14 protein-coding genes are annotated in these 13,242 nt (G+C 35.4%); 5 read left to right on the top strand and 9 right to left on the bottom strand.

The window, feature by feature from the left end; genetic code table 11:
* The first annotated feature begins 270 nt into the window (after positions 1 to 270).
* Complete coding sequence (locus tag CIK00_RS02950) at positions 271 to 738, top strand: hypothetical protein (protein ID WP_101767441.1); 468 nt, start codon at positions 271 to 273, stop codon at positions 736 to 738.
* On the opposite strand, the gene CIK00_RS02945 is transcribed toward CIK00_RS02950, so the two are convergent.
* The 4 genes from CIK00_RS02945 to CIK00_RS02930 all read right to left on the bottom strand — a co-directional run bounded on the left by CIK00_RS02945 (position 735) and on the right by CIK00_RS02930 (position 5,100).
* The gene (locus tag CIK00_RS02945; protein ID WP_101767628.1) at positions 735 to 2,015 is read right to left on the bottom strand and encodes a tyrosine-type recombinase/integrase; all 1,281 of its coding nucleotides are present in this window, start codon (positions 2,013 to 2,015) and stop codon (positions 735 to 737) included. The two genes, CIK00_RS02950 and CIK00_RS02945, sit on opposite strands and share 4 nt — an antisense overlap.
* A 35-nt stretch (positions 2,016 to 2,050) precedes the next feature.
* A complete protein-coding gene (locus tag CIK00_RS02940) occupies positions 2,051 to 2,887 on the bottom strand; it encodes a DNA adenine methylase (protein WP_101767440.1) in 837 nt (278 codons plus the stop codon).
* A gap of 112 nt (positions 2,888 to 2,999) precedes the next feature.
* Positions 3,000 to 3,989, bottom strand: coding sequence for a LytTR family DNA-binding domain-containing protein (locus tag CIK00_RS02935; protein ID WP_101767439.1), 990 nt, complete (start codon positions 3,987 to 3,989; stop codon positions 3,000 to 3,002).
* Positions 3,979 to 5,100, bottom strand: a complete 1,122-nt coding sequence (locus tag CIK00_RS02930; protein ID WP_101767438.1) for a hypothetical protein — start codon at positions 5,098 to 5,100, stop codon at positions 3,979 to 3,981. Before CIK00_RS02930 ends, CIK00_RS02935 begins: the two co-directional genes overlap by 11 nt.
* A 327-nt stretch (positions 5,101 to 5,427) precedes the next feature.
* Here CIK00_RS02930 and CIK00_RS02925 point away from each other — a divergent pair, with 327 nt between their 5' ends.
* Positions 5,428 to 5,907, top strand: a complete 480-nt coding sequence (locus CIK00_RS02925; protein ID WP_144043134.1) for a hypothetical protein — start codon at positions 5,428 to 5,430, stop codon at positions 5,905 to 5,907.
* 107 nt (positions 5,908 to 6,014) lie between these two features.
* A complete protein-coding gene (locus CIK00_RS02920; RefSeq protein WP_101767436.1) occupies positions 6,015 to 7,022 on the top strand; it encodes a RecA family protein in 1,008 nt (335 codons plus the stop codon).
* A 107-nt stretch (positions 7,023 to 7,129) separates the two neighbouring features.
* On the opposite strand, the gene CIK00_RS02915 is transcribed toward CIK00_RS02920, so the two are convergent.
* Positions 7,130 to 7,642 carry a hypothetical protein gene (locus tag CIK00_RS02915; RefSeq protein WP_144043133.1) on the bottom strand — a complete coding sequence of 171 codons (513 nt, stop codon included), beginning with the start codon at positions 7,640 to 7,642 and terminating at the stop codon, positions 7,130 to 7,132.
* A gap of 301 nt (positions 7,643 to 7,943) precedes the next feature.
* Between CIK00_RS02915 and CIK00_RS02910 the strand changes: the two genes are divergently transcribed.
* Positions 7,944 to 8,453, top strand: coding sequence for a hypothetical protein (locus CIK00_RS02910; protein WP_101767434.1), 510 nt, complete (start codon positions 7,944 to 7,946; stop codon positions 8,451 to 8,453).
* A gap of 454 nt (positions 8,454 to 8,907) precedes the next feature.
* Here CIK00_RS02910 and CIK00_RS02900 read toward each other — a convergent pair whose 3' ends face one another.
* Positions 8,908 to 9,345: a hypothetical protein gene (locus CIK00_RS02900; RefSeq protein ID WP_101767432.1), complete on the bottom strand. Its 438-nt coding sequence runs from the start codon at positions 9,343 to 9,345 to the stop codon at positions 8,908 to 8,910.
* A gap of 78 nt (positions 9,346 to 9,423) precedes the next feature.
* Positions 9,424 to 9,822 (bottom strand): Ter macrodomain-binding protein MatP, encoded by a 399-nt coding sequence (locus CIK00_RS02895; protein WP_101767431.1) that lies wholly within the window; start codon positions 9,820 to 9,822, stop codon positions 9,424 to 9,426.
* Between the two features lie 138 nt (positions 9,823 to 9,960).
* On the opposite strand from CIK00_RS02895, the gene CIK00_RS02890 reads away from it, so the two are divergent.
* A complete protein-coding gene (locus CIK00_RS02890; protein ID WP_101767430.1) occupies positions 9,961 to 10,923 on the top strand; it encodes a hypothetical protein in 963 nt (320 codons plus the stop codon).
* Between the two features lie 114 nt (positions 10,924 to 11,037).
* Here CIK00_RS02890 and CIK00_RS02885 read toward each other — a convergent pair whose 3' ends face one another.
* Positions 11,038 to 12,642 (bottom strand): hypothetical protein, encoded by a 1,605-nt coding sequence (locus CIK00_RS02885; RefSeq protein ID WP_101767429.1) that lies wholly within the window; start codon positions 12,640 to 12,642, stop codon positions 11,038 to 11,040.
* Positions 12,639 to 13,175 carry a hypothetical protein gene (locus tag CIK00_RS02880; protein WP_101767428.1) on the bottom strand — a complete coding sequence of 179 codons (537 nt, stop codon included), beginning with the start codon at positions 13,173 to 13,175 and terminating at the stop codon, positions 12,639 to 12,641. The genes CIK00_RS02885 and CIK00_RS02880 overlap by 4 nt, the downstream gene beginning before the upstream one ends.
* Positions 13,176 to 13,242: the final 67 nt, after the last annotated feature.

Below are 13,242 nucleotides of genomic sequence, written 5' to 3'. Positions count from 1 at the left end.
TGTTTTTAGAAAACATTTTTTTGCTTGCTTAAGTAATCACTAATAAGTAATATCTAATCAAGTTGATAAACGAATTAAATAAGATTATCAACTGGCTAATTGAAACAGCTCGGTATCAATAGCAATTCTCTGTACTGTGATATTAAAGTCTAAAAAGCACGATAATGAAGTTGCCATCTTACATTATCAAAATAAATGTTCTACTGATTTTAGGTCCTGTCATACCTTTCCAGCAGTAGAACCTTTACCTCGCCACTTGTACTATTGACCATGAAAAAACCTCGAATTTTATCGTTAGCACTTTCTCTTATTACTACATTCTCTGTACTGTCTAGTCCGTATATCCAAATCCAAGAAAATACACACATATCATCCGTAGAGGACGTTAATCAGGATGGGATCAAGGATTCGATCAATACTTTTATCACCTCAATTTCAAATAAGAGAAACAAAGCGGCATTAACGCTATATGCTATTGCTCTACAACATTCATTATCAGTTGTAACTAAAGATGAAGCTGCAATTGTAAATAATCAGCTTATCACCGCTTCTCGTTGTATATTGCTTACAACAAAATCAAAGGGTGACATGAATTATCAACCTTATGAAATGGGTGAAATAAAAGTGATGACGATCAATACAGGTCATAAACAGCATGATTATGCGAGATTTATGTCGTTATGCTACGAGATGGAACAGTCAGTAAACTTTACTGACTGTAATAAAATGAAGATCTAACAATCTAGCGGGTTTAATTTTCTTTCAGCAGACGACTCATGCCTTTCTGCTCTTGACGTATGGACATACAACGAAGTGACATCTAATGATTCATGGCCAGCATCAGCTTGAACGTGCTGTAACGGTCTTCCTCGGGCAATATCGTTTGATATTCCTGTATGACGAATTGAATGCACCGTCATTAACCTAACTTCCGCTGCATCCAGACCAAAGCTATCCTTAACCAATAGCTCTGCAGCTCTATCAAACACCTCCTGAACGATTTCTCGCACATAACGAGTGCCAATGCTACTTCTAATCATCTTTGCGTCTCTACCATGCTGCGCAGCTCGATGGCGGATAAAAATCGGTTCACTTTCGTTGGGTAGAGGGAGATCACTTAACCCTCTAAATTTTCGATAGCGGGTCAGGGCTGCGAGCAGCTCATTTGGTACTGATACGGTTCTACGTTTACCGCCCTTGGATTGAGGTACTAAAAACCCCCAATAACCCGTTTTCTTATCTCGACGAAATTGGCTCATGATCGGTTCATAGCCAGGTCTCGCACTAATCTCTGATATTCGGCAGTAAGTTCCATAGAGTAGTTTAATAATAAACAATGTTCGCTCATGAGTTTCTGGAGCCTCTTTAGCCATTAGCTCGGCAGCATCAATTACGTACGACCATTGTAACGGTGAGAAAAACTTTAATTCATCATCATCGTCACCACTCTGGCTGCGGATTGGTTTGAATTTGGACATCTTTAAAAGGATAGCTGCGGGATTACACTCACAGTGCTCTATGCAATTTAGATATTGATAGAAGCTCGATAAAATAGATAATTTTGTTTGAATGGCTGTATCCGATAAACGATAAACTAACTCATTATTCATTAATGGGTCAGATCCTTTTACTCTACGTTTAGTAAAAGGACGCCATTTTTCATTCGGAATCTTACACTCATAATCTACATGCTTTACAAACTGAGCGTAATTACAAGTACCTTGCAAATTCAGAGGCGGATTGCGACACCACTCAATAAATTCTCTTAGTGTTTTTCTATCTAAATCAGCAACAGACAAGCCAGCGACGTTCCAACACCAATACAAAAACGAGGTTAGTTCACTACGATACGACTTGAAGTTATTAACGTTTTCTGTTTGCTCAGATAGCCAATCCAGTGAATGTTCATAAACCACCCCCGCATCATCAACCTTGTGAATAGTAATTTCAGCAATATATTGATTGATAAACAAGTTGGATTCATTCAACTCATTAATTGACGGGTAGAGGGGCATTGCTGGTGGAAGGACTACGTTTTTATTAATCATTATCAAATTCGCCATACTTTAATACTGGGGACTAATTGTAAGAATCGACGACCATGCCCAAATCCACGAAATGCGATCATTTCTGGCACTTTTTTTCTACCGTCGCCATTACGTGATATTGATCGTTGAACTTCTGTAATATAAACGGCATAGCCTCTATTTTTATATTCTTTTGCCAGAGTACGATTGGCCGTATTGCAAATGATTTGAGGTATATCAAAATTGGCGAACCAATCAGCTACCTCTTGTTGCAACGGCAGGCTACTGAAGCCGCTCCCACCTTTAGAGTAGTTGGAGAAAGTATCAATATACGGTGGATCGCCAAGCAACAGCTCAACACCTCGCATATCTAAATCAACATATGAGCCATTAACGAATTTCCACCGTCGGCATCCATGATAAAAATCATTAACACCATCAGGGGGCGCTATCGTTTTATAGTATCCAAATGGAACATTAAATTGCCCTTTTTTATTCACTCGCATTAAACCATTGTAACAAGCGTGATTTAACCACCATAAATCTTGAGCTGCCTCTTGATCATAAACGCCATTCGTTAATTTACTATTTAAGCGTTCACGAATGGCGTAATAATTAATATCGTCATTTAAATGGATATTTGCACTTGGTACAAAACCAGATTGTACATGTCTATAAAAATTAATAGAAAACGGGTTTAAATCATTTGCTATTACTCGATCAAACTTATGCCCACAACTAAAGTTTAGTCCACCAGCAAAAGGTTCAGCCACTAACTTTGGATTAACTTCTTTAACGATTCTTTCCGTCATTGGTACTAGCCAAGATTTTCCACCAGCCCATTTTAGTATAGCCTTCACATCTAACGCCTACTGCAAGTTTAATAGATAACGTTATTGTACAGCTATAGTGTAATCGCGCTACATACAAAAAATTGTCAGCGACAAACGATTAGACTTGTCTGGTCTGGTGTTAAATAACATAGTTAGTTTTTCGTAACTGAATATGGTCTGATAATTCAATACGACCTTTTTCATTCGTGATATCAAACTCTTTTTTTCTATTTTTAAGAGACACAATTAACTTAACTTTATTTCCACATGATGATTCAATTTTACCGCACTTACTTATTTGATATTTATTTACCAATACATTCCGTTTTATCCTAACAAAATAGTTGTAAATACAACCTTCAATTTCAGAAAGTGACACACGGAGCATTATCGTTTTTCCGTTAACGTAATGGATCGTAGAATATGCATTTTTGTATTCCACATACACAACATCATCATTTAAAGGAAAATATTTTTTATTACCACCACTAGCACTATTATTAATCATATATAAGGTTTGAGATACTCGGCAAACAATATCTTCGTAATCCTTTTTACACCGTCTTTCATTGAGCCTAATATTTTTATTAACAATAACATAAGGACTAAGATAGAAGTAAATCAGCAAGGCGCATATAAAACTAGAAAAAACAAATAGCACATAAATTATAATGTAATTAATAGATAAAAAATCACAGTCGTCAACTATCCGCCAAGTTAGGTGTCCAAATATTTTATCACCCAATTTAATTGGGTAGCTGTATGTTCGTGGCTGTTTATTTAAAATAATTTCGTAATCATCATCACCGGAACAACGAATGTAATTATATGGTTCGACATCCATTTTTGTTAGTGAGATCTCTCCACATATCGATTCCAGGTGGTTATCGTACTTAATTGATTCGATGATATAAGCCAATTCATCATTCAAACCAGCAGTATCATTCAGATATAAATCTTCTTTAACAATTACAGAATTGTTAAAGAGATATGCCATTTTATCTAAAAAATCCTTTTCTAAGGAATGCCCTTGTTCAAACAGATAGATGGTAAACCCTACACACGAAAAAATCACAATAGAATATAGTAATACAATTAAACCCAATGACACCTTGCTCTTAAATCGCATAAATATTCTCTGTTAAGCCATTGTTTTTCATACAGTTACAGTCTTCGTGGTCACATTCACAATCACCATCATGGCTAATGAAGTGTTTTTCGCCACAAGCACACTTTAAGATCATGTTACGAATAATGGTTTTATTAATACGGATACCTCCTTCATTAAATGTCAAAGGTTCTCGTGAAAATCCCGTTGGATACTTAATAAAGTTTACAGCATCGATGAAAGGCATCTGTATAAGTAGTTCGTTTTTTAAAATTTCGTATGAAATATCAAGCATTTCGAATAGCATCATTCCATAATTGCTTTTTCTCTCATTAGCACAATATGTATTCATAAAATCTAAATATGGCTGACTAAAAATAGCGGCACCATTAGATACTAAGAACAAATTCACATTAGACGGATTCCCAAGCAACAACTGCCCAAAGGAACTGTCAGTGATCCCTAAATCAGAATGAATTAATGTGACATGCTTTTTTGTTTTAACCAAATTACGGTAAAAAACTGCGGACATAGGTTCAGAGAGAAGGCTAATAAAATAATCACCATCCTTAACTTCATAATATGGCAGCTCGTTAGCATAACGTATTCGTAAGATGCTGATGTCATTATTATATTCTGATTGGAATGTATGCTGAATTTCAGCGCCTAAGCGTTTAGCGTATTCATAAGACTCATTTAGCATTAATATTACGGTTGTTTTTTTCTTATTCTGTTTTTTTAAATCTTGCTTAATAAATGAATATATAGACTTCGCTTGATTAGCATATAAATTTGTTATCGAAAGAGTTGAAGCGTTCCCATTTCGGAGCTGAATCGGAGCTATCCCATCACGAGAAATCACAGGAATGTGACTATGATAAAGTAAATTTAGTGTCTGATGTCTTTTACGATAGACGTCTGGGAAAATTATCATGTCTGGTTTTTCGTGCACAACCTTTGGCATCGAATGGAATAATTTTGACGAAGAATTAACAAAGTTAATGTCAATATTAACTAATCCTTTTGTATAATCATTAAAGCCATTAATGATACATGAGCCATTTTTTGAACGCTTTATTACTTCAACATGATATGTTGGTGCGGCATGTGAAATAGAAGCAAAAAATAACATGAAAAAACAAACTGAATAGTAATAAAACACAACCAGATAGCCCACAAGAATAAAAAAACCTAAAAAACCATAATTAAATAGACATATTCAATTACAAATACAATAGTTGGTGAAACAAATGCATAGTATTAAACGATTGAATTAAAAGGTTAATATCATACTTTTATATAGTATTATCAATCATTCGACGACAAAAATTTGCATTATTAACAAAAAATGCAAATTATATGGCAAACTATATGTCATGGCTAGGGTGAACAATTAGCCATTAGGACAATACCGCTAAAGATTTTATTATACTAATTAGTGCCAAAGGATATTGATACTGTGACGACTATGACCAGAACGATTGTAAACTCTGAATCCGATGCTTTTAATTCAACACATAAGCTACGAAAACAAGTTTTAGTTGATAGTACAGAAGGATTATTTGCTGAATTAACGAGTAGTTATGATGCCCAATTCTCTAGCACATTGTTTGCAGATGGAATTATTATAAATATAATCGCCCCAACTTTTGAGCAACGTTATGACGTTACATATAATGAAAAAGATCATTTATTAATTAACGCAGTAGTTACTGAGGCTAAGGACTCATCTAGTAGTCGAATTAACGCACTATCAGAAAGTATTTCATTTATTGGTAACTCTTATGTGGATTTTTCAACTAATAATAAAAATGACATAGTGGCCACCATCAAATCGCCCCTTGATTTAGATATCCCAATGGGGACCGACCATAACATTGATAGCCTTGATGCAATATATAGTTTAATTAAATTCGTTATCGACGAACGATTCTTTTAATAATTGTAATTAGCATACAATTTTACCTTATTCATAAATCGCACTAGCGCATATCAAAATACATGAGAACCTATTTGTATCTTCTACAAATCATATAAGTAGGTTTCATGTCCACTTCATTAAATACAGCAAAACAATCTGAAGTATTAAATACAGCAAAACAATCTGAAGTATTAAATACAGTAAAACTATATGGAACATCAACAGGGAATACATCCCTTGATCTTGCTCTTTGTGGTAAATGTAGCCTTGAATTTTCGTCACTATCTGAAATAAGCGGTGAGAATGGCGTAGGCAAGACGACACTCGCTTTACACTCCATCGTTAACTGTCAGCGTACTAATGGCGTAGCTGCCTTTATAGAAACGGAACAATCCATTGATCCCGCCTATATGAAAAAAATAGGTGTTGATATGGATAACGTTATTTTTTCACAACCAACGACGATGGATGATGCTTTTAAGATCGCATTTGAACTTATTAAAAGTGGCACTGTAAATCTTATCGTTTTTGATTCAATTGCATCAATGCTACCTAAAAACGAAGTGGTTAACGGGTTGCTTACAGAAAATGCAGCATTAGAGTTTTCACGAGAGCTTGCTAAGAATTTAGAAAAAATAAAAGCGATGATCGCTGATTCCCTTTGTTCTGTTATCTTCATTAATCAATTACGACAAAATCCCAATACTAGCGAATGGTACTCAGTTGGTGGAAAACCACTTGAGAGATATATTGATACTCGTATTCGCTTAAAAAAAGGAAAGGTTATTCTTTCTAAAAAAGATAGTACGGTAAAAATGGGGCATCACGTAATTGCCACCGTATTAAAAAATACCTACGGGAAAAGTGGGAGTATTGCGACCTTTAGTGTGCATTATCAAAAAGGGATCAATAGTGTTCTCGATACATTAAAGAATGCGGTAGAACACAATATCATCACAACTGATGATAGCGGTTATACAATAAATCACGCCTGCGCTAAGAATCAATCAATGGGCAATGATCGTGCTGAGGCATTAAATATCTTAGCTCAATATCCTAAATTTAGAACGCAAATTGATATCTTTACAATTTATGAGCACTTACGAAGAGCGAAAAATCAGCTTAATCACTAAGAAAAATCTAATTTATGCGCACCCATTGCGTCGGGCGGTATTAATCTTCACCATTAAGATAATACCGCCACACTTCACATATTATAACTAGAATCACCAAAGCTAATTTACAAGAAACCAAACAGGGAAAATACTGCGGCAAATATTGGATAGTACATCAACATCGAGAGGCGATCACCACTGGTGGTTTGCAGGCTTGTAACTGTACGCGCATTTCCTCCATCATTGTTCAGTGATGTAACCCCATTACTATAAATTAACGTCTCGACCTGATCATGATGCTGTAATCCAAATGATTCTAACTTAGCTTTGCTGTTATTAAGCAACATCAAGCTATCTTCCTCTGAAATAATCCATCGACGCTTATCATCATTAATATCTCGCACAACCGAACTGATAATAGGGTTCAATGCTTTATATCCAATTATTACTCGATAAAATTCAACTTGTAGCTGTCCAACTTGAGACGACGCCTTAACATCTGCAGCAGCATCTCTTGTGTTAGTTGGCCTTATAAAATGACCACCATCATTATAGTCAATGAGATACCACGTTGATGGTAGGTCAATAACCGTACCGTTAATTGGGAAAATATACGAGTTATCCTCAAATGACCACATCCGTATACCAAACAATAAGCTGATCAGTACCAACCAAAAAAAACACCATCTAGATTTATTTTTTATTGTTATAAATACAATTACACCTAAAAAGGGTATAGCAAAAAAGTATCTAGTACATCCAACGTTGAGTAAACCACCTAAAATGAACAATATAGACACGAAAAACGTAGCCAAGTAAAATTTCTTACCTTGTTCTACTATCCAATCTTTTAGGTCGGAAAGGTCTAAACCTAACATTATTAACACTCATTAATATAATTTGTATATTATAAGCTATCACAGTTCAACGAGTAGCGTTATGTTTGGTAAATACGACAAATTAATCATTGGTGGTATTCTTGTTATCACAGGGGGGAATGCATCAGCTCAGCAACTAGAATTACCTAGAGAGCCTGAATACAAAACAACACTTGGTGTATGTTCGCCCAAAAATATTGAGGATAAAACATTATGTACATTTATTAACAACATCACTACTAACCCAGTAGAAACAGCTGCACTCATGAATTACGCTAACGAAGTAAATTCAATAAGTGGACTGAAATTATTAAATGTTCAAAATGTATTGCTTTATGAAACAGATATTCAAATATCAGCAGATTGCTACCATAAAGTTTATAGAGGTGACGATATTAAGTATGGGAAAATTATTGACTTCGTAAGGCGTAATGCACTTACAACGGCTATTGATAAAATCACATATGCCAAATATACGTCAATTTTATCACCATTAACCATTACATATATGGAACCAACAGCGAAAGAATGCGCCATTCGTATCAAAAACAGCAGAAAAAATTACATCTAAAAACTTAATAAGTAATTTCGGATACTAGATGAATTGCAAACCATCTAGTTCCTTTTTTAAATTATCGTTATCCAACTACTCACTGATTTTTCTACGGAAGAAGCCAAATTTACGACCTTTTTTATAAATTAAGCGCATAAACAAAAAGGCGACGAGGGCACACGAACTCAATCCTATGTAGTCCACATACAATGAGTAGTGATTATAATCACCATGGTCAAATGAGTACGCACACACAAAAACACAGCATAACGAAGCTGGAATTGCGGCCAATATATTTTCTTTGGCAATTGTAAAATTTACACCTATGGGAATAACTGCCAAGATTATAAATAAATATGAGCTTCCATATTTAAAGAAAAGCAGGTCCGTTAATCGTCCTGTAAGAAAAACAGATAGCAGATAGGCAGCTAAATAAATATAGTAGGCTTTAATTTTCTCTAAAAAGTTCACGTTAAACACCTGGTGGGATCATATGGAACAACCGGTAAAGACCTGTCCCAGAAAGAAAACATAGGCAATACAAATTAACAATCATGAAGTAGAGCAAAGTTAACTTGCTCACAACCATGTTAAACATATCTAAACCGCCATCATGAGCACCACAAGCTCTCATTATGCTGTATATCCCAAATGATATGCCCATCATTAACAAAATCAAAGCCTGATACGACAATGCCTTAATTAGTAAGCGGGTTACATTAAATAAATGCAGACTCCCAATATCATACTCATTACGTCGTTTTGCACATACGACGATTAAAAGAAGTGCCATTACAAAATTTAAAACAAATACAACTAACGTTAAATTCTGGTTGCCAATATTCATCAAACCTAAAATAAAGCTCGACACATAAGCAGCAATGATGCTGTTCCTTAAATAACTTGTCACAGTTAATCTCGTTCAATAACCTGATAACGTAATATGTTAACATTGTAAGCGAATTAAAATAAATATCAGGAATTAAAACTATAGCGAACCGGTATCTTTATCTTCTATAAGTAATTCTATGGTTTCTGATAGGGTAGCACCAAGGCTTTGCGATCTTTCGCTCAGTTTTTGCCAAACAGCATAATCCAAATCAACTGATTTTTTCTTTGTGTGCCGTTGTTCAGCATTGAAATGTCGTTTTCTCTTGGCTCGTATGGCTTGATTTAGCTTTCGTTCATGCTCTTGATTTAGATTACCTATAATCCAATCTAGAACATTGACAGGCTCGCTCTCCATTGCCTTTAATTTTGCTACTGAAGATTCAATCTCACTGCTATCAATCCATTTAGTAACATTACACCCAGTAAGTATCTTATTGGTCAAATAATTCCATTTCCAACCACATTCTAAATTTTCTAATTGTTGATATTTACTCATACCATTCTCGATAAACTTTTATAAAAACACAAAAAAGCACAAAAAAGCATCAAACAGTCATGTACATACAATAACTATAATTGAGCTACTACAATATTAATATATATTGTTTAGTTCAACATGGACTTTGAGTTAATTATGCATCGATATATAAACATCCTTAAAAAAACTAAGACGATCATGATCACGGCCCCGATGCCGAACGTTAAAAATTATCGTGATAACAGAATTTCTTGTGTTGATATCAAAACATCACTTAAATCAGCAATCGAAGATGCTCGTATTCGCTTTAATGAGATAGGGCTAGAACGATGGACTAAAGACGAATGGGAGATGGTCTCGACCAATCGTGTAGAACATGCTCAACAATTAAAAACCCATCGATGTATAACGGAAATACAAACAATAAACAAAACTAACGAATATCTTTGCTATATTCAACATCCAGACACTCATCACACATCACGCGTCGTTTCTACTTATGAAGCTGCAGAGACGTTTTGTAATAAGGTTCTTGAAAGTGAATGGGGCGCATTTCTCGCGCAACATTATAGATGTTATACGTTAAGTTTCAAAAATCACGAGGCAATTAAACCATATATACCGAGTGAATTAGATCTAAGCGACGAATATCGCATAGTAAACTCTAAACCAACAGGTAGTGTGCGAGTCACTATCCCTTTGCCCGGTGGTCATCATCTTTCTCGACAATTCAACTCAAATAAATATGGTGAACATACACTTGATGAAGCAAAATATTGGCAATTTATTAATGCCATCGATTCCTGGGGAATTAAACGATGGGACTTAGTAAAGAGAGGGAAAATAAACGCATTTCGTCGAAGCGATAAGTTTGGGGTATATTGTCATGCGCAAAATCATACTTATATAACTAAAAATCAGCAAAAAAAAACGTACCCGACTTACGCTGTTTTTTGGACCGACGATACTGGTGGCCATTCGAAATGTTTTTCACTGAGTAATTACCACGATCTACAAAAAACCAAAACGGCTGCTGAGATTTTTGCTGCGATTAAACGGGCGGATCTTACTGGAGGGGAGCTAAATTTACCGCCAGAAATCCTTCGTCATCTTACTTAGGCAGGGCGGGTTAGAGGGGGTTTTAGATTGGTAGTGTGTAAATTCGATATAAATCAACAACTTAATACCCGATAACCCCAATTATCGGGTATTCCATCGTAAGGTAAAAACAACCTATTTAATCGATAATTGCTTAGTCCTTTCCATTTCATTAGTAAGAAGATCTTCTAAAGCATTGGTTACAAAATCTTGCTTTTTGTTATTGGTAACTTTGAAAAAATCAGCTTTATCGATTATGTACACTACTAAGCAAGACGTAATGGCTATCAACGCGCCAATTATTATTGTCGATATTAATTCAGAACCATACGGTAACACCGCCTTAAAATACGTCTCTAACATGTTTTGAACTAAAATACCTGATGCTGCAATCATTCCTGCTGCAAATATTTTTGTCGCCTCATGAGTAGCCTCAATAAGCGTCATACCTTCAGGTGGAGAAAGGATCAACTTTAGTGCACGTAATAGAGAAAATCCGCCCTCTCGAATTAACGTTACCGTTCGTTTTGTTGTGGTTGCAAAGGTATTAATGAAAATAGTCGCTAATTCAGAAAAGAAGCCGGAGGCTGCGGCTCCTAAGCCTACACCTATAATTGATTTCCATTCCAAAGTACATTGATTAACAATGCGTCCAATACGAACCCTAAGTTCTTTGATATTTGAGTCAGTTTCTTTACCATTTTTCCAACAGTCGATAACTTCATCAATAAGGCCACTCATAAACAAAGTTAAAACTCGGCCTAAAGCTGCAGTCACACCCGCTCTTTTTGCTGTGTTTGTAGCAGCGGCTATACTGTTTTTACGAAACTTATCTGATTTATAGTATGTTTCATCAACCTTGTTATCAATAGCTTCCTGAGCTTCCTTTTCGGCTTCTAACATACGTTGTTTATTAATTTTTCCATTATCTTCTACGTAAACTTTAGCATTGGCCAATTCACGTTGTTCTTGATCTGATAAGGTATCTTTTGCTTCTAACCGACTTATACGCACCTCTTTTTCTTTTATTTTCTTATCGATGTTAGCAACATATTCTGCATTAGATTGAGCATTTTTTGTCGAGTTGACCTTTGGGTTTATGAACTGAAGATTCTCATCAGTATTTGCAAGATCCACGGTATCCATTTCAGCTAAATTAGCGGCACGATCATCATGTATTGTTGACGCTGGTATAGTATGATCAAGTGATTTATGGATTTTCCCATCTTTCCCTCGTTCAAATAACTGCCCCGTCGATTCATCAATTAATGTACAATTATCGGCTTCAGCATTACCAACTCTTTGTTTTTTATTGTATTTTTTACTGCGATTATGATAGTCATCAGAATCATATTTCTCTCTCTGGTCATACGCTTTTTCTGCGTCTTCAGTAGCGTAAATCTTTTTCCTGACATTATATGTTGTATCTACATTACCACCGAGCTGATCATGTTTAGCCAACTTAGACCCCATGCCTAGCGGTACAATTGAAGCAATTACATCACGCTTAACGTCTATAAATAATTGTTCTAATCGTTGACCATTAAACTGATCTGATAACATTGTAATTAGTAATTTTGAATCGTTGACGCCATGAGTGATCTCAATTGGCTTAATCAATTCTATCTGCGAATTATCACGCAATGAATCTTCATGCAAAGAATCAATACTTGCTTGAGAAACAACAGAACGTTTATCAGCCCATTGTTTACGACACTGTTTTCTCTCTAAATAATTCATGCAACCTTGCTCCATTCATTACGAAACGCATATTGCTTATCATTTGGCTTACCATCAATTGACATTGCAACTTCAATCATTTCAATGCACTGACTTTTTGATAGCCCTGCACGATTCGCCACTGATATTGCGCTACGTATTGATACTGGACGCTTCATTAATGACTCAGCCTTTTTTCTTGTCTCTTGTGATGCATTAGAGACAGAAAGCCCACCAGCTGCCTGAGATATATCAGTGAATATATTTGTAGGGATTGGAATTTGTTTACAACCAGCTACAGCCGTTCCAATAGTGATCAATGCTATAATTTGGTTTTGATGATAAACGTACTCTTCGTTTGCCTTTATTGCCTTATCTGCATTATCGTTAGCTGTTTTTACACTATTTATGTTTTCGGCTTTTCCGTTGTTATAACCTGATTTATAATCTGATCGTTCTTCTTCTTTTTTAAACTTTTCGCCACCAAAACAATAACCAATTCCCGTCGCAGCTAATAATGCGACCGCTCCTGCTGCTAACTTCCCATAAGACATAACATAACCCTATTAATAATATTATAGATATGTGTTGTAGCATTTACTTATAAGTGACCTACAACCT

The organism is Photobacterium carnosum, from assembly GCF_002849605.1.
Classification (GTDB): Bacteria; Pseudomonadota; Gammaproteobacteria; order Enterobacterales; family Vibrionaceae; genus Photobacterium; species Photobacterium carnosum.
Note: the sequence above shows the minus strand (reverse complement) of the source record. Positions and strands in the feature narration are given on the sequence as shown.